The organism is Streptomyces termitum, from assembly GCF_014650175.1.
In the GTDB taxonomy this organism is placed as follows: Bacteria; Actinomycetota; Actinomycetes; order Streptomycetales; family Streptomycetaceae; genus Streptomyces; species Streptomyces termitum.
The window spans coordinates 614,409-638,496 of sequence record NZ_BMUL01000002.1 but is presented as its reverse complement, the minus strand read 5'-3'; the positions used below and the strand labels follow the sequence as shown (position 1 = coordinate 638,496).

Here is a 24,088-nt window from a genome sequence, read left to right as displayed (position 1 = left end):
GGTCGGGAGCGATAGGCTTTTCCCGTGATCAGCGCGATATGCCGCGGGGGCAGTGCGGCCCCCGGCTGCCGCCCGGTCCGCACACGCGGCCGGGCCGACCGTGCGTTCGCCGATCCGTTCCGTCCGGAAACCCCGCCCTCCGCGGCCGGTTTCGAACCGGACATCTCTCATCCGGGCATAACGTCGACCACGACCGGAATCACCGCGTCGTGGCGTCGCGCCCTTCCTTCCACCGACGTCACGCAACGGCGCGCGACAGGAGTCAGAGGACATGCAGACCAAGCTGGACGAAGCAAAGGCCGAGCTGTTCGAAAGGGCCGCCCGCGTAGCTGAGCACAGCCCGGTCGGGGGGCTCCTCCCGACGGGCCCGGAGGGCGGAAAGCGCCCGGACGGCGACACCGTGCTCGACTACCTCCAGCGCTACTACCTGCACACCGCGCCCGAGGACCTGGCCGACCGCGACCCGGTGGACGTCTTCGGCGCCGCGCTCTCCCACTACCGGCTCGCGGAGAACCGCCCCCAGGGCACCGCGAACGTCCGCGTGCAGACCCCGACGGTCGAGGAGAACGGCTGGACCAGCAGCCACTCCGTCGTCGAGGTCGTCACCGACGACATGCCGTTCCTCGTCGACTCCGTCACCAACGAGCTGTCCCGCCAGGGCCGCGGCATCCACGTCGTGATCCACCCGCAGGTCCTCGTCCGCCGCGACATCACCGGCAAGCTCATCGAGGTCCTGTCGGCCCAGATCCACGGCGAGCTGCCGCACGACGCGCTCGCCGAGTCCTGGATCCACGTCGAGATCGACCGCGAGACCGACAAGGCCGACCTCAAGCAGATCACCGCCGACCTGCTCCGCGTCCTGTCCGACGTCCGCGAGACCGTCGAGGACTGGGAGAAGATGCGCGACGCGGCGCTCCGCATCGCCGACGGCCTCGCCGACGAGCCCACCGCCTCCGACCTGCGGCCCACCGAGGTCGGCGAGGCCCAGGAGCTGCTGCGCTGGCTCGCCGACGACCACTTCACCTTCCTCGGCTTCCGCGAGTACGAACTCGTCGACGGCGACGCCCTGGCCGCCGTGCCCGGCACCGGCCTCGGCATCCTGCGCTCCGACCCGCACCACACCGACGGCGAGTCCGGCCACCACGCCCACCCCGTCTCCCCGTCCTTCAGCCGGCTGCCCGCCGACGCCCGCGCCAAGGCCCGCGAGCACAAGCTGCTCATCCTGACCAAGGCCAACAGCCGCGCGACCGTGCACCGCCCCTCGTACCTCGACTACGTCGGCGTGAAGAAGTTCGACGCCGACGGCAACGTCATCGGCGAGCGCCGCTTCCTCGGCCTCTTCTCCTCCGCCGCCTACACCGAGTCCGTGCGCCGGGTGCCCGTCGTCAAGCGCAAGGTCCACGAGGTGCTGGCCGGGGCCGGTTTCTCCCCCAACAGCCACGACGGCCGCGACCTGCTCCAGATCCTGGAGACCTACCCGCGCGACGAGCTCTTCCAGACCCCGGTCGACCAGCTCCGCTCCGTCGTCACCAGCGTGCTCTACCTCCAGGAGCGCCGCCGGCTGCGGCTCTACCTGCGCCAGGACGAGTACGGCCGCTACTACTCGGCCCTCGTCTACCTGCCGCGCGACCGCTACACCACCCGCGTCCGGCTGCGGATCATCGACATCCTCAAGGAGGAGCTGAACGGCACCTCCGTCGACTTCACCGCCTGGAACACCGAGTCGATCCTCTCCCGCCTCCACTTCGTCATCCGCGTCGAGCCCGGCACCGAGCTCGCCGCCCTCACCGACGCCGACGTGGACCGCATCGAGGCCCGGCTCGTCGACGCCGCCCGCTCCTGGGCCGACGGCTTCGCCGAGGCCCTCAACGCCGAATTCGGCGAGGAGCGCGCCGCCGAGCTGCTGCGCCGCTACGGCACCGCCTTCTCCGAGGGCTACAAGGCCGACCACTCGCCGCGCGCCGCCGTCGCCGACCTGGTCCGCACCGAGGCCGTCCTCGCCGGCGACCAGGACTTCGCGCTCTCCCTGTACGAGCCCGTCGCCGCCGGCCCCGGCGAGCGCCGCTTCAAGATCTACAAGACGGGCGAGCCGGTCTCCCTCTCCGCCGTCCTGCCGGTCCTCAACCGGCTCGGCGTCGAGGTCACCGACGAGCGCCCCTACGAGCTCCGCTGCGCCGACCGCACCCACGCCTGGGTCTACGACTTCGGCCTGCGGATGCCCGCGCCCACCGGCAACGGCGGCGACTACGCCGGCGACGACGCCCGCGAGCGCTTCCAGGAGGCGTTCGCCGCCACCTGGACCGGCCAGGCCGAGAACGACGGCTTCAACTCCCTCGTCCTCTCCGCCGGGCTCACCTGGCGCGAGGCGATGGTGCTGCGCGCGTACGCCAAGTACCTGCGCCAGGCCGGCTCGACCTTCAGCCAGGACTACATGGAGGACACCCTCCGCAACAACGTCCACACCACCCGGCTGCTCGTCTCCCTCTTCGAGGCCCGGATGGCGCCGGAGCGGCAGCGCGCCGGCACCGAGCTGACCGACGGCATCCTGGAGGAGCTCGACGGCGCCCTCGACCAGGTCGCGAGCCTGGACGAGGACCGCATCCTGCGCTCCTTCCTCACCGTCATCAAGGCCACCCTGCGCACCAACTTCTTCCAGAAGAACGAGGACGGCGCGCCGCACGCGTACGTCTCCATGAAGTTCGACCCGCAGGCCATCCCCGACCTGCCCGCCCCGCGCCCCGCCTTCGAGATCTGGGTGTACTCGCCCCGCGTCGAGGGCGTCCACCTGCGCTTCGGCAAGGTCGCCCGCGGCGGTCTGCGCTGGTCCGACCGGCGCGAGGACTTCCGCACCGAGATCCTCGGCCTGGTCAAGGCGCAGATGGTGAAGAACACCGTCATCGTGCCGGTCGGCGCCAAGGGCGGCTTCGTCGCCAAGCAGCTCCCGGACCCGTCCGTGGACCGCGACGCCTGGCTCGCCGAGGGCGTCGCCTCGTACAAGACCTTCATCTCGGCCCTGCTCGACATCACCGACAACCTGGTCGCGGGCGAGGTCGTGCCGCCGGCCGACGTGGTCCGCCACGACGAGGACGACACGTACCTCGTCGTCGCCGCCGACAAGGGCACCGCCACCTTCTCCGACATCGCCAACGGCGTCGCGGAGGACTACGGCTTCTGGCTGGGCGACGCCTTCGCCTCCGGCGGCTCCGCCGGCTACGACCACAAGGGCATGGGCATCACCGCCCGCGGCGCCTGGGAATCCGTCAAGCGGCACTTCCGCGAGCTGGGCCACGACACCCAGACCGAGGACTTCACCGTCGTCGGCGTCGGCGACATGTCCGGCGACGTCTTCGGCAACGGCATGCTGCTCTCCGAGCACATCCGCCTGGTCGCCGCCTTCGACCACCGGCACATCTTCATCGACCCGAACCCGGACGCGGCCACCTCCTACGCCGAGCGCCGCCGCCTCTTCGAGCTGCCCCGCTCCTCCTGGGCCGACTACGACACCTCGCTGCTCTCCAGCGGCGGCGGCGTCCACCCGCGCAGCGCCAAGTCGATCCCGGTCAACGCCCACATGCGGGCCGCGCTCGGCATCGAGGAGGGCGTCACCAAGCTCACCCCGGCCGAGCTGATGAAGTCGATCCTCCAGGCCCCGGTGGACCTGCTGTGGAACGGCGGCATCGGCACCTACGTGAAGTCCTCCGCCGAGTCCCACGCCGACGTCGGCGACAAGGCCAACGACCCCATCCGCGTCGACGGCGGCTCGGTCCGCGCCAAGGTGGTCGGCGAGGGCGGCAACCTGGGCGCCACCCAGCTCGGCCGCATCGAGTTCGCCCGCTCCGGCGGCCCCGAGGGCGACGGCGGCAAGATCAACACCGACGCCATCGACAACAGCGCCGGCGTCGACACCTCCGACCACGAGGTCAACATCAAGATCCTGCTCAACGGGCTCGTCGCCGAGGGCGACATGACCGTCAAGCAGCGCAACAAGATCCTCGCGGAGATGACCGACGAGGTCGGCCGCCTCGTCCTGCGCAACAACTACGCGCAGAACACCGCCCTCGCCAACGCCTCCGCGCAATCGGGCTCCCTGCTCCACGCCCACCAGCGCTTCATGCGCCGCCTGGGCCGCGACGGCGCCCTCGACCGCTCCCTGGAGTTCCTGCCCAACGACCGGCAGATCCGCGAGCTGCTCAACAACGACAAGGGCCTGACCCAGCCCGAGCTGGCCGTCCTCCTCGCCTACACCAAGATCACGGTGGCGGACGAGCTGATCGGCACCGGGCTGCCCGACGACCCGTACCTGCGCGGTCTGCTCCACGCCTACTTCCCGACCCAGCTGCGCGAGAAGTTCACCGAGGCCGTCGACGGGCACGCGCTGCGCCGCGAGATCATCACCACCGTCCTGGTCAACGACACCGTCAACACCGGCGGCTCGACCTTCCTGCACCGCCTGCGCGAGGAGACCGGCGCCTCCATCGAGGAGATCGTCCGCGCGCAGACCGCCGCCCGCGCCATCTTCCGGCTCGGCCAGGTCTGGGACGCCGTCGAGGCCCTCGACAACCAGGTCCCGGCGGAGATCCAGACCCGGATGCGGCTGCACTCCCGGCGGCTCGTCGAGCGCGGCACCCGCTGGCTGCTCAACAACCGCCCCCAGCCGCTGGAGATCGGCGAGACCATCGACTTCTTCGCGGAGCGGGTCGAGCAGGTCCGGGACCGGCTGCCGGAGCTGCTGCGCGGCGCCGACCTCGACTGGTACCGCTCGATGCTCGACGAGCTGACCGGCTTCGGCGTCCCCGAGGAGCTGGCCGTCCGCGTCGCCGGCTTCTCGTCCGCCTTCCCGGTGCTCGACATCGTCGCCATCGCCGACCGCACCGGCACGGACCCGCTGGCGGTGGCCGAGGTCTACTACGACCTCGCCGACCGGCTGAAGATCACCGACCTGATGGACCGGATCGTCGAGCTGCCGCGGGCCGACCGCTGGCAGTCCATGGCCCGCGCCTCCATCCGCGAGGACCTCTTCGCCGCGCACGCCGCGCTCACCGCCGACGTGCTGACCGCCGGCGGCGACACCGCGACCCCCGAGGAGCGGTTCAAGGCGTGGGAGGAGCGGAACGCGGCGATCCTGGGCCGCGCCCGGACGACCCTGGAGGAGATCCAGGGCTCGGACACCTTCGACCTGGCGAACCTGTCGGTCGCGATGCGGACCATGCGGACGCTGCTGCGCACGCACAGCTGACCCGGATGTGACGAGGGGCCCCGCCGGACGCGTTCCGGCGGGGCCCCTCGCGCGCGTGCGGCGCGGTCATTCCCGTACGGGGGAGACCGTGGACCGCCACAGGCGGTGGGCGGCCAGCAGCGCGGCGGCCACCAGCAGGGCGTTGCGGGCGAGGACCACGGCCAGGCCCACCGGGGTGCCGGCGACGACGTCCGCGTACAGGACGGGGTACGCGAGCGAGCCGAGCGCCGCCGCCGGGGGCAGCAGCAGGGCCACCGGGCGCATCACGGTCGCGCGGGAGGTCAGGCAGACGGCGGCGAGCCCGAGCAGCCAGACCAGGTACTGGGGGCTGAGCGCCCGGCTGGTGACGGTGAGGAGCAGGACGGCGGCGAGGGCCGCGTCGAGCGGCGTCGCGGCGGTCCAGCGCCGGGACCTGACCCGCCACATCACCAGCCAGCCCAGCGCGATCACGGTCAGCAGCAGGAGCAGGTGGCCCATCGTGGAGACGTACGGTCCCACGAACTCGTACGCCCCGGAGCGGAGCCCGACCGTGCCCGGCCACAGGTCCGCCGCGCGCGCCAGGGCGAAGACGCTACCGCCCGGCGACTCGATCCGGACCCCGCGCGCGCCCTGCTGCCGCAGGAAGCCGAGCGTGTCGGAGAAGCACAGCGCCAGCACCGCGAGGAGGACGGCGGCGGTGGTGGCGGCGGCCGTCCACGCCTCCCGGGTGGTACGTCCCCGGGGCGTGCCGATCAGGGCCAGCGCCGGCCACACCTTCACCATCGCGCCGAGCCCGGCGAGGGCGCCGCCGAGCCGGTGCGCGGCGGGGGAGCGGCCCTTGAAGAGGAGCAGGGCGAAGACGGCGAGGGCGGTGGCCTGGACGTCGAGGCGGGCGAGCGGGAGGTGCAGGAGGAGCGGCAGGGCGCAGACCCAGTACCAGGCGCCGTGGGTGAGCCGGGAGCGGTCGGCGGCGGCGAGGGCGAGGGTGACGGCGGCGTCGGCGGCCAGGGCGAGCAGGACGAACGCCGGGGTGTAGCCGAGCCAGGACGACAGCGCCCCCGGGGCCATGACCGGGAGGCCGGCACCGGGCGGGTACTGCCAGGCGGGGTCGTTGGGCGGGAAGGTGCCGTCGGCGAAGAGGCCGTACCAGTGGTGGTAGAGGGTCCGCACCTCCCGGCCGACGCCGCCGGTGCCGAGGCTGTCGCGGGCGAACAGCACCAGCATGCCGGCGCGGGTCAGCAGCCAGACGGCGGCCAGCGCGAGGAGGGGGCCGCGGCCGGTGGTGACGAAGGTGGCGGAGGTGAAGGTGTCCGACTCGAAGGGGGAGCGGGTCAGCGAGGGCGGCGCGGGGGACGGGGCGGGTCCGGGGCCGCGGGGGCGGGGAGGATCGGGCGTCGTCACGCTTCGACCATAGGGTGGTATGGGCTAGTTGTTCCGCTTCGCGGCACCCGTCCTGGTGAACTCCTCGTACGCCGCCACCACCTCGTCCGCCGGACCGTCGGCCCGCAGCACCCCCGCCTCCAGCCACAGGGCGCGCCCGCAGGTCTCCCGGATCGTCGCGTGCGCGTGCGAGACCAGGAAGACGGTGCCGGCCTCGGCCCGCAGCTCGTCGATCCGGCGGCGGCTGCGGCGCTGGAAGGCCGCGTCCCCGGTGGCCAGGGCCTCGTCGACGAGGAGGACGTCGTGGCCGCCGCGCGCCGTGGCGAGGGCGAAGCGGAGCCGGGCGCCCATGCCGGAGGAGTACGTGCGCATGGGGCGGGCCAGCACGTCGTCGCCGTCGCGGCGGGAGCGGCGCAGGCCGGAGAAGGCCACGATGTCGTCGTAGCGGGCGGCGATCTCGGTGCGGCCCATGCCCGAGGCGAGGCCGCCCAGGACCACGTTCCGCTCGCCGGACAGGTCGTTCATCAGGGCGGCGTCGACGCCGAGGAGGGTGGGGCGGCCCTTGGTGTAGAGAGTGCCGCTCTCTGTCGGCAGGAGGCCCGCGAGGGCCTTCAGGAGGGTCGACTTCCCCGAGCCGTTCGAACCGATCAGGCCGATCGACTCGCCCCGCCGGGCGACGAATCCGACGCCCTTGACGGCGTGCACCCGGCGGGTGGCGCCGGGGCCGGTCGGCACGGTGTAGGAGACGTGGACGGCGTCGGCGATGACGGTGGGGGCGGTCTCGTCCGCTGTCGGGTCAGCCACGGCCGTACGACTCCTCCGCCTTCCAGAACCACAGGAAGCCGCCCGCGAAGGCGAGGACCGCCCAGCCCGCGGCCAGGGCCCACACGTGCGGCGGCAGCAGGTCCGGGGTGAAGCTCCGGATCAGGGCGAAGCGCACCAGGTCGATGTAGACCGCCGCCGGGTTGCACCGCAGGGCGAGGACCGCCCACTCGGGGAAGCGGCCACTGCCGGCCAGTGACTGGAACGACCACATCACGCCGGAGACGTACATCCAGGTGCGCAGCACGAACGGCAGGAGCTGGCTGACGTCCGGGGTGCGGGCGGCGACCCGGGCCAGCGCGAGCGAGACGCCGGCGCTGAAGAGGGCCTGGAGCAGGATCGCGGGGACGGCCAGCAGCCAGCTCGCGGTCGGGAACTCGCCGAGGCAGAGCAGGATCACGGCGAGCGCGGCGAGTGAGAGCAGCAGCTGCTGGAGCTGGAGCAGGGCGAGCGAGAGGGGCAGGCTCGCGCGCGGGAAGTGCAGGGCCCGGACGAGGCCGAGGTTGCCGCTGATCGCGCGGGCGCCGGCGGTGAGCGTGCTGGAGGTGAAGGTCCACACGAACACGCCGGTCAGGAGGAACGGCACGTAGTCCGGCACCCCGCGCTGGGCGTCCATCAGGACCCCGAACGTCAGGTAGTACACGCCCGCGTTGAGCAGCGGCGTCATCAGCTGCCAGAGCTGCCCGAGCCGGGCCTGGCTGTACTGGGCGGTGAGGCGGGCGGTCGCGAAGGCGGTGATGAAGTCGCGGCGGGACCAGAGCTGCCGGACGTAGGAGCGGAGCGGGGGGCGGGCGCCGCTGACGGAGAGGCCGTGGCGGCGGGCCAGGGCCGCGAGGTCCTCGTCGGGCGGCGGAGGGGTGGTGGCGCCGGGGGGCCGGGCCTGGGTCAGGGTCACGGGCGTGCGCTTTCGTCCGGTCCGGAGGGCGGCGGGGCGGGGCGGGTAGTGGGGTGTCGCGGTCGAGGGGCGACGGGGGCGTCACGGCTCGCGGGCGAGGGGGCGTCACGGCCCGTGGGTGAGGGGCTGTCACGACCCGGGTGCGAGGGGCCGTCACGACTCGGACGCGACGGAACGGGTCCGTATCGTCGCTACGGGGAGAGTAGGAGTCGCGGCGTCGGAACGCAACCGTATCGTCGCGACGTCATGGCCGGGTCACGGCTGGTTAGGATGCCGTTCATGAGCAGCCCCACGCCCCGCCGCGCGCCCGCCGGAGCCGCCGTGCTCCGCGAGGACGTCACCGAGGCCATCCGCGCCGCCGTCTTCGAGGAACTCGCCGCCGTCGGCTTCGCCCGGATGTCCATCGAGGGCATCGCGCGCCGCGCGGGCGTCGGGAAGACCGCCGTCTACCGGCGCTGGAAGTCCAAGCTGGCCCTCGTCCTCGACCTCGTCGGCGCCGTGGCCGCGCAGGGCCTCCCGGCGCCCGCCACCGGCTCCCTGGAGGGCGACGTACGGGCCCTCCTCACGGCCGCCTCGCACGCCCTGCGCCACCCGATCGCCTCGCAGGTCATCCCCGAGCTCCTCGTCGAGGCCGCCCGGCAGCCCGAGATCGCCGCACCGGTCCGGGCGGCCCTGCTCGACGGGCAGGAGGGCGTCGTCGCCCAGATCGTCCGCGAGGCCGTCGCCCGCGGCGAACTCCCCGAGGGCGCCGACCCCGGACGGGCCCTCGACCTCGTCGTCGGCCCGCTGTACTGGCGCCTGGTGGTGGCGCGCACGGAACCGCCCGCCGGGTACGTCGACGACCTCACCCGCGCGGCGGTGGCGGCCCTGCGGACCCTGTAGGCCCTCAGGCGTGGGCGAGCGGCGGCACCGGGGCGGCGTCCAGGGAGCGGGCCGCCCGGTCCAGCGCGCTCGCCAGCAGCGCCAGGTCGGTCGGGCCGTTGCCCAGCTCGCGGACCGGGCGCCGGGTGGGCGGATCGCCCATCCGCTCCCACTCCAGCGGTACGACGGTCGGCCGCAGCGTCGCCGTCCGGGGGATCCGGCCCGTGACGCGGCCCGCCTGGAACGGCGTCACCCGCCCGTCCGGATGCCCCAGCCGCCCGCGTCCGGGCGCGGGCACGTCCGGGCCGGGCGCGCTCGCGGGCGCGTCCAGCACCACCCGGAGCCGGGCGCCGTGCGCCAGGTCGGTGTCGGCCGTGCGGTCCGGCCGGGCCGAGGTCGCCACCAGGTGCACCCCGAGCCGCTCCCCGTGCCGCGCGACCGCCTCCAGGGCCCGGACGACGGACCCGGCGGCGGGCCGGCCCGGCGCGCCCAGCGCGGGGGCGACCAGGGCGTCGAAGTCGTCGACGAGCACGACGAGCCGGGGCAGCGGCGGCCGGCCCGCCGGGAGGTGGTCCTCCTCGGTCCCGGGCCGCGGCACCCGCGCGCTCGCGCGTCCGTCCAGGAGCCCGGCACCGTCGTCGGCCCGCAGCGTCCGGCTGCTGGGCCGCTCCCCGAGGTCCCCGGCCCCCGCCCGCCCGCCGAGTCGCCCACCGGGCGCCCCCACGTCCCCGGCCCGCCCGACACGCCCACTGGAGGCCCCGGGGACGTCGCCGGCACGGGGGGTGCGTCCGCTGGGCGGGGAGGCGAGGTCGTCGGCGCGGGGGTACGGCGTCCGGCCGCTCGTGGCGCCGGGGATGTCGCCCGTACGGGGAGTGCGTCCGCTCGGCGGGGAAGACAGGTCACCGGCGTGGGGGTACGGCGTCCGGGCACTCGGGGTGCCGGGGACGTTCCCCGTACGCGGGGTGCGTCCGCTGGGCGGGGAGGCGAGGTCGTCGGTGCGGGGGTACGGCGTCCGGCCGCTCGCGGCGCCGGGGATGTCGCCCGTACGGGGAGTGCGTCCGCTCGGCGGGGAGGAGAGGTCTCCGGTGCCCGGGTGCGGGGTGCGGGCGCTCGGGGTGCCGGGGACGTCGCCCGCGCGCGGGGTGCGGCCGGACGGCGGGGAGGACAGGTCGCCGGGGTGGTCGAAGGCCGCCGGGAGGTCGGCCGTGCCCGCCCGGCCGCCGAGGCGGTCGCCGGGCGTGGACGGCAGCTCGTCCGCGCGCGCGGGGCGCGGGATCCGGCCCGCGAGGCCGTCCCCGCCCCGGGCCGCCGGGCCGCCGGTGCGCAGGGTCCGGCCGCTGGGCCGGTCGCCGAGGTCGGCGCCCTCCGGGAGGCGGACGGCGGCCCGCAGCGTCTGCGGCATCGCCTCGGCCGGGCTCGGCGCCCGCTGGCCGATCACCGCGCGCGGGCCCGCGCCGCCGCGCCGCTCCGCGAAGGCCGTGTCGCCGAGCAGCTCGGCCCGGCGCTTCAGCTCCGCGCCCAGCGCCTGGGCGAACTCCCGCATCCGGACCGGGTCCGACGCCACCAGGTGCTCGGTGACGTGCGGCAGCTCCGTACAGGCCGCCAGGCCCTCGCCGCGCTCGCCGCCCGCCCCGTCCACGAGCAGCAGCCCGAGCCGGTCCGGCCGGGAGCCGGCCGCCAGGGAGGCGGCGACGGCCCGCAGCAGCTCCGTGCGGCCGCTGCCGGCCGGGCCCTCGATCAGCAGGTGCGGGCCCTCCGCCGTGAGGTCGACGGAGAGTGGGCCGCGCGGGCCCGCGCCGAGGACGGCGGTGCCCTCCCCGGCCGACGCCCAGCGGGCCATCAGGGACGCGGGCGTCGCCCGCGCCAGGCCCAGCTCGTCCAGGAGCCGCGCCGACGGCGGCAGCGCCGCGGCCCGCCCGGGGGCCGCCGCGGCCGCGTCCGTGCGCAGCGGGGCCAGCGCCCGGCCGAAGCGCTCCGCCCAGGCCACCGAGACCGCGTCCACGACACCGACCGTGCCGTGGCCCGCGACCCGCCCGCCGGAGGTCCGCAGCAGCCGCAGCGCCGTGGCCACGTCACCGCTCAGGAGGGCCGCCGCCCCGCACTCGCGGAAGGCCAGGGAGGCCGCGCAGGCGGTCTCGTAGGTGGCGGCGACGGGAGAGGAGGGGGAGGCCGACGGGGCCTCGGCGAGGCACAGCAGGTGGATGCCGGCCGCCGCGCCGGCCCCGGCGAGCCGGGCCACCGTCTCGCGCAGTGCCGCCGTCCCCGGGTCGCCGTCCACGACGACGACCGTCGCCGGGCCCGCGTACCGCGCGGCGGCCTCGGCGATCGCGGCCCGGTCCGCGCTGGCCCAGCCGGGCCCCAGCGGGCCGTCGTCCAGTCGCCGGGTCAGCTCCGCCGTCCGCGCCTGGGCCTGCTCGCGGTCGTAGGCGAGGAGCAGCCGGCAGTCCTGGCCGTGCGCGGGCCGCGCGTGCGGGAGCCAGCCCAGCCAGCCCCAGTCCCGCCGCCGCTCCTCCAGGGGGCGGTTCCGGTCGGCGCTGAGGAGGACGATCTCCAGGTCGGCGGGGGAGTGCAGGGCGGCGAGCTGGGCCACCACGGACCGGGCCAGCCCGGCGAGCCGCCCGGCCGGACCGGCGAGACCCAGCGAACCGGCCTCGCGCAGGCCGACGGTGACGGGCACCCCGGACAGCTCGGCCCGGTCGGCGGTGCCCAGCCGGACGGCCAGGGCCTCCGGATGGCGCGGGCCCCGCTCCCACAGGCGGGGGCCGGGGCCGAGCGCGGTGAGCAGCACGGCGGCCGGATCGGGCCAGGTGCCGGGGGCCGGGGCGGCGCCCGGCGCGCCGGAGGTCTCGGGGGCGGCCGGGGCGGTGCCCGTGCCGTCGTCGGCGGGCTCCGCCTCGCGGCTTCCGGCGAGGCGCCGGGCCCAGGCGCCGAGCCCGCGCCGGCCGGTCCTGCGGGTGGCCGGATCGGCGCCCTCTGAGGTCGTACGGATCCGGCCGTGCGGCTCGCCGCCGTCCCCGGCGCCGTCCGCGAGGTCGGCCGCGCGCGCGTGCCCGGCGGGCGGCCACGGCTCGGCGAGCGGCACCCCGCCGCCGTGGGTCTCCCGGTCCGCGTCCGGCCCGCCGGACCACGGGGGCGCGGTGCGGTCCGCACCGGGCTCCAGGGCGCGGGCGGTCCAGTCGGCGGCGTCCTCCGGGGCGCGGACCCTGAGGTGTCCCTCGCCGTCGGGGGCGGTGGGCACCGCCCCGTCCGCGCCGTCGCCGGGGCCGCCGAGGCGGAGGGTGGACTCGCCGAGCCGGAGCAGCGAGCCGGGGCGCAGCCGGACCGGGCGGTCGGCCACGGGGGCGCCGTCGAGTGTCGTGCCGTTCGTGGAGCCGAGGTCGGCGACGGTGATCCGGCCGTCGTCGGCGACGGTCACCCGGCAGTGGGAGCGGGAGACGTCCGGGTCGTCCAGCGGCACGTCCGCCTCGTCGGAGCGGCCGATCCGGACCGTCCCGCCGTGCAGCAGGTGCACGCCGCCCGCGTCGGGGCCGGCGACGACGTGCAGCCGGGCGGCGGCGGGCGCGGTGCCGTCCCGGCCGTCCGGGTCGGGCGCCTGGAGCGCGAGGACCGCCCCGTCGACCAGCGGCGGTTCGCCCAGCACGCACCGGCGGGCGTCCAGCCGCTCCGCGCCCGCGTACAGCACGGGCGCGCCGGTGCCGGCCGCGTCCGGGCCGGTGACGGCGGCGGCGAGGTTCGACGCCACGGCGGACAGCGCCGTGCCGGCGGGGGCGGTGACGAGCACGTCGCAGGCGCGCGCGGCGCCGTGGCCGGCGTGCGGCGCGAGGACGGTCAGCCGGATCTGCATCGCCGTCAGCGGTCCCTTCTGCGCGACGTGCCCGGCGGGGGACCGCCCGTTTCCCCCCACCCGGCACGGACGCGTCGTCCGGTACAGGTCGGCACGGCGCGGGGGGCTCCCGACCCCACCGGTGCGACGTGCTGGAGGCATCCTCGCACCTGCCGCCGACAGCCCGCCGCCGGGTCACCCCGAAGTGATCTTGAACGGTCCTCCGGTGCCGCCGCGCGTGACGCGAAAAGGCCGGGCCCCGCGCGGGCCGGGCGCCGGGCCCGCACGAGCACGGGGGCAGGGGCCCGGCGGGCGGCGGGGCCGGTGCGGCGCCCGGCCGGACGGGGGAGCGGGGCAGGCGCGGGGCCGGTCCCGACGGGCGGGCGGACCGGCTGCGGGGCCGGTCCGGGCGGTAGGGAGGGCCGGGCGCGGGGCCGGTCCGGGCGGGTGCGCGGGCCCGGCGCGGCAACCATCCCGGCCGGGGGAGCGTCTTCTTCCGGACAAGTTCGGGCGGGGCCCGGAGCCCGTCCCCCGGGCCGCGCACCGCCCCCGGCGACACCCCTCCGGAGTCGAACGGGTCTCCGAAGATCCGCCTGTGGACAACCGGCTGGGACCCGTTCGGCGGCACTAGAGTGGGTCGGACACCCGGACGGGTCATCAAGAAGAAGGACGACGGGATTCCGGGGTTCAGCACACCGGCCACCCCAGGACCACGATGCAGCAGGGAGCGCGTGACGTGCGGCCAATCGGCAGCAAGTACCTGCTCGAGGAGCCGCTCGGCCGCGGCGCCACGGGCACCGTCTGGCGAGCCCGCCAGCGGGAGACGGCGGGGGCCGAGGCGGCCGTTCCCGGCCAGCCGGGCGAGACCGTCGCGATCAAGGTCCTCAAGGAGGAGCTGGCCAACGACGCGGACATCGTCATGCGCTTCCTGCGCGAGCGGTCCGTCCTCCTGCGGCTCACCCACCCCAACATCGTCCGCACCCGCGACCTGGTCGTCGAGGGCGACGTCCTGGCCCTCGTCATGGACCTCGTCGAGGGCCCCGACCTGCACCGCTACCTGCGGGAGAACGGCCCGCTGACCCCGGTCGCCGCCTCCCTGCTCACCGCGCAGATCGCCGACGCGCTCGCCGCCAGCCACGCCGACGGCGTCGTCCACCGCGACCTCAAGCCGGCCAACGTGCTGCTGGACGAGCGGGACGGCGCCATGCGCCCGATGCTCACCGACTTCGGCATCGCCCGCCTCGCCGACTCCCCGGGCCTCACCCGCACCCACGAGTTTGTCGGCACGCCCGCGTACGTGGCGCCGGAGTCCGCCGAGGGCCGCCCGCAGACCTCCGCCGTCGACATCTACGGCGCCGGCATCCTGCTCTACGAGCTGGTGACCGGCCGCCCGCCGTTCGGCGGCGGCACCGCCCTCGAAGTCCTCCACCGGCACCTCAGCGAGGAGCCCCGCCGCCCCTCCACGGTCCCCGGACCGCTGTGGACGGTCATCGAGCGCTGCCTCAGCAAGGACCCGGACCGGCGCCCCAGCGCGGTGAACCTGGCGCGCGGCCTGCGCGCGGTCGCCGCCGGCATCGGCGTGCACGCCTCACCCGCCGAGATCGAGGCCGCCGACGGCGTCGGCGCGCTCCTCGCCCCCGACCCGGACCCGGCGCGGGTCCCGCAGGCCCCCGGCGCCGCCGACGCGACCCAGGTGCTGCCGGCCGGCTCCGCCGCGCCCGGCGGCTTCGACCCGGCCGCTCCCACCAGCGTGCTGCCCACCGGCGGTCCGGCCGGTGCCGCCGACCCCACCGCCATGCTGCCGACGAGCGGTCCCGGTGCCCCGGGCGGCCCCGCCGGGCCGACGGCCGTCATGCCCGCCATGCCGCCGAACCCGCCGTCCGAGGAGCCGCACCCCTGGCAGAGCCAGCTCCGCGCGGCCCGCGACCGCAACGAGCAGACCCAGATGCAGTACCTCGACCCCGTCGAGGACCCGCTGCGCCGCCGTCCCCAGCGCCGCCCGCAGCAGCCCCCGGCCCAGCAGCCGCCGCAGGCCCCGCCGTACCAGCAGCAGCCCCCGCAGGCGTACCGCCCGCAGCAGCCGCCCTACCAGCAGCCGCAGCAGCCCCCGTACCAGCAGCCGCGCCCGGCCCCGCAGCCCGCTCCGCCGCCGTACCAGCAGCCGAGGCCGCCCGCCCCGGCCCCGCAGCCGTACGCGCCCCCGCCGCAGCAGCAGTACGCGCCGCCGCAGCAGCCGCAGCCCCAGCGGCCCGCCCCGGCCCCGCGCGAGCCCCGCGAGCCGCGCCGGCGCGGGGCCAACCCGGTCCGGATCCCCGGCCTCGGCTGCCTCAAGGGCTGCCTGGTCATGATCGTCCTCTTCGTGGTGGCCGGCTGGCTGATCTGGGAGCTCACCCCGCTCCAGGACTGGATCGCCCAGGGCAAGGGCTACTGGGAGGCCATCGGCGACGGCATCAGCACCGTGACCGACTGGGTGTCCAGCATCGGCGAGAGCACCGGCACGAGCGGCGGCACGGGCACCGGCCAGTAGGCCGCCGCACGCCGCGCCCGACGGCTGGACGACCCCTCAGGGCGGTCGTCCAGCCGATTTATCGACTTCCGAAGGGTGATTTCCCTCCGGGAGTGACGTCCGGCGGCCCGGGACGCGTAACTTTGACGCGAACCGCAGCCGCTGAGGGAGCAGTCTTGGCACGGAACATCGGCAGCCGCTACACCGCCCACCAGATCCTCGGGCGGGGCAGCGCCGGAACGGTGTGGCTCGGCGAGGGGCCCGAAGGCCCCGTCGCCGTCAAACTGCTGCGCGAGGACCTGGCCTCCGACCAGGAACTCGTCGGCCGCTTCGTCCGCGAGCGCACCGCCCTGCTCGGGCTCGACCACCCGCGCGTGGTCAAGGTCCGCGACCTCGTCGTCGACGGCAACGACCTGGCCCTCGTCATGGACCTCGTCCGCGGCACCGACCTGCGCACCCGCCTCGACCGCGAGCGCCGGCTCGCCCCCGAGGCCGCCGTCGCGATCATCCGCGACGTCGCCGAGGGCCTCGCCGCCGCGCACGCCGCCGGCGTCGTCCACCGGGACGTGAAGCCGGAGAACATCCTCCTCGACATGGAGGGCCCGCTCGGCCCCGGCGGCGCCCACCCGGCGCTCCTCACCGACTTCGGCGTCGCCAAGCTCATCGACACCCCCGGCCGCACCAAGGCCACCCGCATCATCGGCACCCCCGACTACCTCGCCCCCGAGATCGTCGAGGGCCTGCCGCCGCGCGCCGCCGTCGACATCTACGCCCTGGCGACCGTCCTGTACGAGCTGCTCGCCGGCTTCACCCCGTTCGGCGGCGGCCACCCCGGCGCCGTGCTGCGCCGCCACGTCACCGAGACCGTCGTCCCGCTCCCCGGCATCCCCGAGGAGCTGTGGCAGCTGATGGTCCAGTGCCTCGCCAAGGCCCCCGCCTCCCGGCTGCGCGCCTCCGAACTGGCCGCCCGCCTCGCCGACGTCCTGCCGCTGCTCAAGGGCATCCCGCCGCTGGACGTGGACGAGCCCGACGCCGAACCCGCGGCCCCGGAGCCGTACGAGGACACCGCGCACGCCGCCACCGCCGGGACCGCGCCGGAGGCCGGCCGCCGCCGGGCCGCGGTGCCGCTGGTCCCCGGCGCCTCCGCCGACTCGCACCGCGACACCCACACCTCCATGCGGGTGCCCGGCCCGGACGAGCTGTCCGGCGGCCCGCACGGCACCGCCCGCGCCCCGCGCCCGGCCGGCGCCCGGCGGCCCGGCTCGGCCCGCAACAAGGCGGGCGCGGTCCGCAAGCGCCGCATCACCCTCGGCCTCGCGGCCGTGGTCGCGGCGGGCGCGCTCGGCGTCGGCGGCTACCTGGCCCTCGCCGGTGACGACACCACCCCGCCCCAGGACTCCCGCCCCTCCTCCTCCCAGCCCGCCGAACAGCCCTAGGGCCCGTCCGCCGGACAGGCCCCGGACAGGCCCCGGACAGGCCCCGGGAGGACTCCGGGAAGAGGGGTTGTCCACAGGCCGGGTCGCCGCGGGTTCGGCTCCCGGCCCGGAGCCGTTACGCTGGACGCGTGGCAGTCGTCGATGTATCCGAAGAGCTGAAGTCCCTCTCCTCGACCATGGGGTCGATCGAGGCCGTCCTGGACCTCGACAAGCTGAGGGCCGACATCGCCGTGCTCGAAGAGCAGGCCGCGGCCCCGTCCCTCTGGGACGACCCGGAGGCGGCGCAGAAGATCACGAGCAAGCTTTCCCACCTCCAGGCCGAGGTCCGCAAGGCCGAGGCCCTGCGCGGCCGCATCGACGACCTCGGGGTCCTCTTCGACCTCGCCGAGGAGATGGACGACGCGGACACCCGCGCCGAGGCGGAGACCGAGCTGGTCTCCGTGCGCAAGGCGCTGGACGAGATGGAGGTCCGCACCCTCCTCTCCGGCGAGTACGACGAGCGCGAGGCGCTGGTGAACATCCGCGCCGAGGCCGGCGGCGTCGACGCCTCCGACTTCGCCGAGCGCCTCCAGCGCATGTACCTGCGCTGGGCCGAGCGCCACGGCTACTCGACCGAGGTGTACGAGACCTCGTACGCGGAAGAGGCCGGCATCAAGTCGACCACCTTCGTCGTCAAGGCGCCGTACGCCTACGGCACCCTCTCCGTGGAGCAGGGCACCCACCGCCTGGTCCGCATCTCGCCCTTCGACAACCAGGGCCGCCGCCAGACCTCCTTCGCGGGCGTCGAGATCCTCCCCGTCGTCGAGTCCTCGGACCACGTCGAGATCGAGGAGTCCGACCTGCGCGTCGACGTGTACCGCGCCTCCGGTCCCGGCGGCCAGGGCGTCAACACCACCGACTCGGCCGTGCGCATCACGCACCTTCCGACCGGCATCGTGGTCTCCTGCCAGAACGAGCGCTCCCAGATCCAGAACAAGGCGAGCGCCATGAACGTCCTCCAGGCCAAGCTCCTCGAGCGCCAGCGCCAGGAGGAGCGGGCCAAGATGGACGCCCTCAAGGACAGCGGCAGCTCCTGGGGCAACCAGATGCGCTCCTACGTCCTGCACCCGTACCAGATGGTCAAGGACCTCCGGACGGAGTTCGAGGTCGGCAACCCGCAGTCCGTCCTGGACGGCGAGATCGACGGCTTCCTGGAGGCCGGGATCCGCTGGCGCAAGCAGCAGGAGCAGACGAAGTAACCGCTCCCGACGTCCTGGAACGGGCCCCGCACCCTCGGTGCGGGGCCCGTTCCGTTCGCCGCTGCAAGCGGTGTGACGGTGGATCGGGTGCTTTGTCGACAAGGGAACTGCCGGTGTCGAGGCCGTAGTTCCGGGTTTACGTCACAGTTGCATCGTCATATGGCGGGCACCGTTGGACCTTTCGGGCATCGCACGCGCAACGGCCTTGACGTTGCATCCGAAACTCGGAAGGGTGACTTGATGGCATGCGCATTTCTGGGGCGCGTGTGAACGGGGGCGCATCCAGTGAGACAGACGCCTCCGTGCCCGAAGCCCCTGGCGCTGCCCCATGACGAGATGAAGCTACTGGGGGTAGCAACCAGATGACGAAGAAGACGCGAGTCCGTCTGGCGCGAGTCGCGGCCGGCGCCGTGATCATCGCCGGTGCGTCCCTGACCGCGGCCGGCGCCGCCCAGGCGGTCAACGCGGGCGAGCCCACGATCGGCACCCTGAGCGGGGAACTGCCGGGCGAAGAGGGTCCGGGCGAGGAGGACCCCTGCGAGACCGACCCGCTGGGCTGCAACCCGACCACGGGTGAGACCGGCAACGGCGGTCCGACGACCGGTGAGACCGGCAACGGCGGTCCGACCACGGGCGAGACCGGCAATGGTGGCCCGACGACCGGTGAGACTGGTAACGGCGGTCCGACCACGGGCGAGACCGGTAACGGTGGCCCGACGACCGGTGAGACCGGCAACGGTGGCCCGACCACGGGCGAGACCGGCAATGGCGGTCCGACCACGGGTGAGACCGGCAATGGTGGCCCGACGACCGGTGAGACCGGTAACGGCGGTCCGACCACGGGTGAGACCGGTAACGGTGGCCCGACGACCGGTGAGACCGGCAACGGGAACGGTTCCAACGGGAACGGCAACGGCTCCGGCTCCACCGGCACGACCGGTACCACGGGCACGACCGGCACCACGGGTACCACCGGCACCACGGGTACCACGGGTACCACGGGTACCACGGGTACCACGGGTACCACCGGTACCACGGGCACGACCGGCACCACCGGTTCCTCGACCAACGGCGGCAACCCCGACGACTGCGTCGTCAACGCCGACGGCGTCGAGTGCGGCGGTTCGACCGGATCCACCGGTTCGACCGGCACGACGGGCAGCAACACCGACACCCAGCAGGCCGGCTCGCAGCCGGTGCAGCAGGGCCAGGCCAAGGAGGAGCTCGCCGAGACCGGTGCGGCCGAGACCTCGTTCCTGATCATCGGCGCCGCCACCATGATCGCCGGTGGCGTGGGCTTCCGCTTCCTGCCGCGCCTGGTCGCCGGCGGGCGCGCCGCCGCCTGAACGACCCCCTGACCGCCCGGCGCACCGTCCGGGCGGGAAGGCGAAGGGCCGGGGAGGACGTCCTCCCCGGCCCTTCGGCCGTTCCGGCTCGTGCGCGGTCACGCGCGGCCCGTGTCCGCCGGCTACACCGTGCGGACCGCCGCGAGCAGCGCCATCGTCGCCAGCAGGGCGATCACGAGTGTCAGGACCATCGCGGGGGACAGCCCGCCCTGCGGCGTCAGGCGCTCGCGGTTGGCCCGGCACACGGGACAGCGACCCTCGGCGACCGGGGCCGCGCAGTTGGCGCACACCAGTCGGTCGTAGGTCATGCGCTCTCCTCCTCCCGCACAGGGCTCACACCAGGACAACGCCCGACGCGTTCCGGACGTTCCCCCTACCACTGTGCCAGCTTCGCGGGGTTCCGGCGCGCCCCGGTGCGCGACGGCGCGGTCCCGCGCCCCGGGGCGAAAGAGGATAAAGCACGCAAGCCCGGAGCGCGACTGCGCGGGGCTTCCCGGTTCGCGTAAGGTCACGCACACCTACTCCCGGCCGACCGTGGTGCATTCGTGATCCGATTCGACAACGTCTCCAAGTCCTATCCGAAGCAGAACCGCCCCGCGCTCCGGGATGTCTCCCTGGAGATCGAGAAGGGGGAGTTCGTCTTCCTCGTCGGTTCGTCCGGCTCCGGAAAGTCGACCTTCCTCCGCCTGATCCTGCGGGAGGAGCGCGCCAGCCAGGGGCAGGTGCACGTCCTCGGCAAGGACCTCGCCCGGCTGTCCAACTGGAAGGTGCCGCACATGCGGCGCCAGCTCGGCACCGTCTTCCAGGACTTCCGCCTGCTGCCCAACAAGACCGTCGCGCAGAACGTGGCCTTCGCCCAGGAGGTCATCGGCAAGCCGCGCGGCGAGATCCGCAAGGCCGTGCCCCAGGTGCTCGACCTGGTCGGCCTCGGCGGCAAGGAGGACCGCATGCCGGGCGAGCTGTCCGGCGGTGAGCAGCAGCGCGTCGCGATCGCCCGCGCGTTCGTCAACCGGCCGATGCTGCTGATCGCCGACGAGCCGACCGGCAACCTCGACCCGCAGACCTCCGTCGGCATCATGAAGCTGCTCGACCGCATCAACAGGACAGGGACCACCGTCGTCATGGCGACCCACGACCAGAACATCGTCGACCAGATGCGCAAGCGCGTCATCGAGCTGGAGAAGGGCCGCCTCGTCCGCGACCAGGCGCGCGGCGTCTACGGCTACCAGCACTGACGGCGGGGGATCCAGAACACCATGCGCGCTCAGTTCGTGCTCTCCGAGATCGGCGTCGGCCTCCGGCGCAACCTGACGATGACCTTCGCGGTGATCGTCTCCGTGGCCCTGTCGCTGGCCCTCTTCGGCGGTGCCCTGCTCATGCGCGAGCAGGTCTCCACGATGAAGGACTACTGGTACGACAAGGTCAACGTCTCCATCTTCCTCTGCAACAAGACGGACGCCTCGGCCTCGTCGAAGTGCGCCAAGGGCGCCGTCACCACGCAGCAGCGCGAGCAGATCCAGGCGGATCTGAAGAAGATGGACATCGTGGAGAACGTCATCCACGAGACGGCCGAGGAGGCCTTCAAGCACTACAAGGAGCAGTACGGCGACACCGCCATCGCCTCCGTCATCACCCCGGACCAGATGCAGGAGTCGGTCCGGGTGAAGCTGAAGGACCCGGAGAAGTACAAGGTGGTCGCGACCGCCTTCGCGGGCCGGGACGGCGTGGAGTCGGTCCAGGACCAGCGCTCCATCCTGGAGACCCTCTTCAACATGATGCGCAGCGTCAACTACGCGGCCGTCGCGCTCATGCTCCTGATGCTGGTCATCGCGCTGATGCTGATCATCAACACGGTCCGCGTCTCCGCCTTCAGCCGCCGCCGCGAGACCGGCATCATGCGGCTCGTCGGCGCCTCCAGCTTCTACATCCAGATGCCGTTCATCATGGAGGCGGCCTTTTCCGGCCTGGTCGGCGGCGCCTTCGCCTGCGTGCTCCTGGTGGCGGGCCGGTACTTCCTGGTGGACCACGGCCTCAACCTCGCCGAGCAGATGCCGCTGGTGAACTTCATCGGCTGGGACGTGGTCCTCGCCCAGCTCCCGCTGGTGATCGTCATCGGACTGCTGATGCCCTCGGTGGCAGCGTTCATCGCGCTGCGCAAGTACCTGAAGGTGTGAGAAGAGCCCCCTGTCGGCGGATGGCGTCGTGCGGCCAAAGACCGTGCGGCGCCCTCGTGCTGTCCTAGAGTGGGCCGCATGTCGGCCGACCCCGATCCCCTCTGTCCCCGGCCCCGTGGCATCGTCCGCGGGGCCGTTCTCACGCTGGTCTTCGCCGGGGTCCTGGCCACCGCCGCCGCGACCGGCGTCCTGCCCCGGGAGGACGGGGAGGGGCGGGAGCCCCGGGCCGGCACCGGCGACCGGACGGTCTTCGACCGGGCGGCCCTGCACCGGGTCGCCGCCGAGGCGGTGGCCGACGGCAAGTCGGGCAAGCAGGCGGCCGAGGAGTTCGTCAGCCGCAGCGGCGACCGCTGGGGCGCGGTCTACGACCGGCGGGAGTACGCCGAGTTCGAGGAGTCCCTGGACGGCGCCTACACGGGCGTCGGCCTTTCCGCCGGGGCGGCGCCCGGGAGCCGGGCCGAGGGGACCGGGGCCGTCCGGGTCACCCGGGTGCGGCCCGGGGGACCCGCCGAGCGGGCCGGGGTGCGGGTCGGCGACCTGCTGCTCTCGGTCGGCGGGCGGTCCGCCGAGGGCCTGTCGGTCTCCGAGGTCGTCTCGCTGCTGCGCGGCGACGGCGTGGCGGGTTCGGCGGTGGCGCTGCGGATCCGGCGCGACGGCATGACCTGGACCCAGGTCCTGCGCCGCGAGCGGCTCGTCACCGACCCCGTCTCGGTCAGCCGCCCCGATCCCCGTACGGTCGTCATCCGGGTCTCGGCCTTCAGCAAGGGCGCGGGGGCGAAGGTGCGGGAGGCGGTCCGGGCCGCCCCGCCCGGCGCGGGCGTCCTGCTCGACCTGCGGGGGAACTCCGGCGGCCTGGTGGACGAGGCCGCCGCCGCGGCCTCCGCCTTCCTCGACGGCGGGCTGGTCGCCACGTACGACGTCGAGGGCGAGCAGCGGGCGGTGTACGCGGAGCGGGGCGGCGACACCGGCCGGCCGCTGGTCGCGCTGGTCGACGGCGGCACCATGAGCGCGGCCGAACTGCTGACGGGCGCCCTCCAGGACCGGGGCCGGGCGGTCACCGTCGGCGCCCGCACCTTCGGCAAGGGCTCGGTGCAGATGCCGAGCGCGCTGCCGGACGGCTCGGTCGCCGAGCTGACCGTCGGCCACTACCGCACGCCGGCCGGTCACGAGGTGGACGGCCGGGGCATCGTCCCCGACCTGCCGGCCGGGGATCGGGCCGAGGAGCGGGCCCGGACGGTATTGAGTGGCCTCGGAGGGGGTGCCTAGTGCGAAGATGACCGCACTATGGCAAAGGGACTCGTCAACGTGCAGGGAAAGCCTGCCAAGAAGAAGACCCCGGAGAAGGGGCCCGAGCGCAAGCTCATCGCGCAGAACAAGAAGGCGCGCCACGACTACCACATCATCGACACCTACGAGTGCGGCGTGGTGCTCATGGGGACCGAGGTGAAGTCGCTCCGGATGGGGCGGGCGTCGCTGGTGGACGGCTTCGTCCAGATCGACGGCCACGAGGCGTGGCTCCACAACATCCACGTGCCCGAGTACACGCAGGGCAGCTGGACCAACCACTCGGCCAAGCGGAAGCGGAAGCTGCTGCTGCACCGGGCCGAGATCGACAAGCTGGAGTCGAAGTCGCAGGAGACCGGTCACACGATCGTGCCCCTCGCGCTGTACTTCCTGAACGGCCGGGTGAAGTGCGAGATCGCGCTCGCCAAGGGCAAGAAGGAGTACGACAAGCGGCAGACGCTCCGGGAGCAGCAGGACACCCGCGAGACCGCCCGCGCCATCGCGGCGGCGAAGCGGCGCCAGCGCGCCCAGGAGCGTTAATACGCTGGCAACCGGGCCCGCCGGTCACGTACCATGGGCCACGCACCCCACCGAGGGCGCACCTTATTGAAAAATCAACATGGGGATGATCGGTTTCGACAGCGGATGTCGAAGCAGGGGAAGCGTGTCGAGGAAGCGGCAATGATCTCGTTAACCACGCGCCGAAACCAATAATCGCCAACACCAAGCGCGATTCCTTCGCCCTCGCTGCCTAAGTAGCGACTTGCGAAGTGTCAGCCCGGGGCTGTTCCCGACCCGGATCCTGGCATCATGAAGGGGACTAAACCTTGATCCCGGTCACGGGGTGAAGAGGGAAATCAAACAGTGACTGAGCCCGTTCCGGACTTGTCTGGGTGATCCGGAGGGCTGAGAAACTCGTACCAGACTGCGCACGGAGAAGCCCTGGTTCCGCACCGTTGGACGCGGGTTCGATTCCCGCCATCTCCACTCATCCCATGTGGGCGAAGGCCCGGTGGTCACCCGACCGCCGGGCCTTCGTCATGCCCGGCCGGACCTCCGCCCGGCCACCGCCATGCCCGGCCGCACCTTCGTTCGAGCGGGCGTACAA

General features: G+C 74.3%; 15 protein-coding genes and 1 other RNA gene. 11 read left to right on the top strand and 5 right to left on the bottom strand.

Annotation, left to right across the window (positions count from 1 at the left end; all coding sequences use genetic code 11):
- Positions 1–271: 271 nt before the first annotated feature.
- Entirely contained in the window at positions 272–5,236 is a 4,965-nt protein-coding gene (locus IE219_RS06120; RefSeq protein WP_189975469.1) for an NAD-glutamate dehydrogenase, read from the top strand.
- Positions 5,237–5,302: 66 nt separating this feature from the next.
- On the opposite strand, the gene IE219_RS06115 is transcribed toward IE219_RS06120, so the two are convergent.
- From IE219_RS06115 to IE219_RS06105, 3 genes are read right to left on the bottom strand one after another with little or no spacing between them, the layout of a single operon-like run.
- Entirely contained in the window at positions 5,303–6,616 is a 1,314-nt protein-coding gene (locus IE219_RS06115; protein WP_229849607.1) for a glycosyltransferase 87 family protein, read from the bottom strand.
- Positions 6,617–6,640: 24 nt separating this feature from the next.
- Positions 6,641–7,399: an ABC transporter ATP-binding protein gene (locus IE219_RS06110; RefSeq protein ID WP_189975468.1), complete on the bottom strand. Its 759-nt coding sequence runs from the start codon at positions 7,397–7,399 to the stop codon at positions 6,641–6,643.
- Positions 7,392–8,312: an ABC transporter permease gene (locus IE219_RS06105; protein ID WP_189975467.1), complete on the bottom strand. Its 921-nt coding sequence runs from the start codon at positions 8,310–8,312 to the stop codon at positions 7,392–7,394. Before IE219_RS06105 ends, IE219_RS06110 begins: the two co-directional genes overlap by 8 nt.
- A 279-nt stretch (positions 8,313–8,591) precedes the next feature.
- Here IE219_RS06105 and IE219_RS06100 point away from each other — a divergent pair, with 279 nt between their 5' ends.
- Positions 8,592–9,194 (top strand): TetR/AcrR family transcriptional regulator, encoded by a 603-nt coding sequence (locus IE219_RS06100; RefSeq protein WP_189975466.1) that lies wholly within the window; start codon positions 8,592–8,594, stop codon positions 9,192–9,194.
- A 4-nt stretch (positions 9,195–9,198) separates the two neighbouring features.
- On the opposite strand, the gene IE219_RS06095 is transcribed toward IE219_RS06100, so the two are convergent.
- Complete coding sequence (locus IE219_RS06095; RefSeq protein ID WP_189975465.1) at positions 9,199–13,017, bottom strand: FHA domain-containing protein; 3,819 nt, start codon at positions 13,015–13,017, stop codon at positions 9,199–9,201.
- 715 nt (positions 13,018–13,732) lie between these two features.
- Between IE219_RS06095 and IE219_RS06090 the strand changes: the two genes are divergently transcribed.
- The 4 genes from IE219_RS06090 to IE219_RS06075 all read left to right on the top strand — a co-directional run bounded on the left by IE219_RS06090 (position 13,733) and on the right by IE219_RS06075 (position 19,522).
- Positions 13,733–15,523 (top strand): serine/threonine-protein kinase, encoded by a 1,791-nt coding sequence (locus IE219_RS06090; protein ID WP_189975464.1) that lies wholly within the window; start codon positions 13,733–13,735, stop codon positions 15,521–15,523.
- Between the two features lie 155 nt (positions 15,524–15,678).
- A complete protein-coding gene (locus IE219_RS06085; protein WP_189975463.1) occupies positions 15,679–16,938 on the top strand; it encodes a serine/threonine-protein kinase in 1,260 nt (419 codons plus the stop codon).
- Between the two features lie 128 nt (positions 16,939–17,066).
- Positions 17,067–18,176 carry a peptide chain release factor 2 gene (prfB, locus tag IE219_RS06080; protein ID WP_189975462.1) on the top strand — a complete coding sequence of 370 codons (1,110 nt, stop codon included), beginning with the start codon at positions 17,067–17,069 and terminating at the stop codon, positions 18,174–18,176.
- 362 nt (positions 18,177–18,538) lie between these two features.
- Positions 18,539–19,522 (top strand): hypothetical protein, encoded by a 984-nt coding sequence (locus IE219_RS06075; protein ID WP_189975461.1) that lies wholly within the window; start codon positions 18,539–18,541, stop codon positions 19,520–19,522.
- A 122-nt stretch (positions 19,523–19,644) separates the two neighbouring features.
- Here IE219_RS06075 and IE219_RS06070 read toward each other — a convergent pair whose 3' ends face one another.
- Positions 19,645–19,830: a hypothetical protein gene (locus tag IE219_RS06070; protein WP_189975460.1), complete on the bottom strand. Its 186-nt coding sequence runs from the start codon at positions 19,828–19,830 to the stop codon at positions 19,645–19,647.
- Between the two features lie 237 nt (positions 19,831–20,067).
- On the opposite strand from IE219_RS06070, the gene ftsE reads away from it, so the two are divergent.
- The 5 genes from ftsE (at position 20,068) to ssrA (ending at position 23,970) form a co-directional block, all read left to right on the top strand.
- Complete coding sequence (gene ftsE / locus IE219_RS06065; RefSeq protein ID WP_189975459.1) at positions 20,068–20,757, top strand: cell division ATP-binding protein FtsE; 690 nt, start codon at positions 20,068–20,070, stop codon at positions 20,755–20,757.
- A 21-nt stretch (positions 20,758–20,778) separates the two neighbouring features.
- A complete protein-coding gene (ftsX, locus tag IE219_RS06060; RefSeq protein WP_189975458.1) occupies positions 20,779–21,696 on the top strand; it encodes a permease-like cell division protein FtsX in 918 nt (305 codons plus the stop codon).
- Between the two features lie 78 nt (positions 21,697–21,774).
- Positions 21,775–22,962, top strand: a complete 1,188-nt coding sequence (locus tag IE219_RS06055) for a S41 family peptidase (protein WP_189975457.1) — start codon at positions 21,775–21,777, stop codon at positions 22,960–22,962.
- Positions 22,963–22,980: 18 nt separating this feature from the next.
- Positions 22,981–23,520: an SsrA-binding protein SmpB gene (gene smpB, locus IE219_RS06050; protein WP_229849606.1), complete on the top strand. Its 540-nt coding sequence runs from the start codon at positions 22,981–22,983 to the stop codon at positions 23,518–23,520.
- An 81-nt stretch (positions 23,521–23,601) separates the two neighbouring features.
- Positions 23,602–23,970, top strand: a transfer-messenger RNA (tmRNA) gene (gene ssrA / locus IE219_RS06045).
- Positions 23,971–24,088: the final 118 nt, after the last annotated feature.

Bases quoted from the DNA above. Each gene is read 5' to 3' on its own strand.
- IE219_RS06120 (WP_189975469.1), top strand. From the start codon at position 272: ATGCAGACCAAGCTGGACGAAGCAAAGGCCGAGCTGTTCGAAAGGGCC.
- IE219_RS06100 (WP_189975466.1), top strand. From the start codon at position 8,592: ATGAGCAGCCCCACGCCCCGCCGCGCGCCCGCCGGAGCCGCCGTGCTC.
- IE219_RS06095 (WP_189975465.1), bottom strand. From the start codon at position 13,017: ATGCAGATCCGGCTGACCGTCCTCGCGCCGCACGCCGGCCACGGCGCC.
- IE219_RS06075 (WP_189975461.1), top strand. From the start codon at position 18,539: ATGACGAAGAAGACGCGAGTCCGTCTGGCGCGAGTCGCGGCCGGCGCC.
- IE219_RS06070 (WP_189975460.1), bottom strand. From the start codon at position 19,830: ATGACCTACGACCGACTGGTGTGCGCCAACTGCGCGGCCCCGGTCGCC.
- ftsX (WP_189975458.1), top strand. From the start codon at position 20,779: ATGCGCGCTCAGTTCGTGCTCTCCGAGATCGGCGTCGGCCTCCGGCGC.
- IE219_RS06055 (WP_189975457.1), top strand. From the start codon at position 21,775: ATGTCGGCCGACCCCGATCCCCTCTGTCCCCGGCCCCGTGGCATCGTC.
- smpB (WP_229849606.1), top strand. From the start codon at position 22,981: ATGGCAAAGGGACTCGTCAACGTGCAGGGAAAGCCTGCCAAGAAGAAG.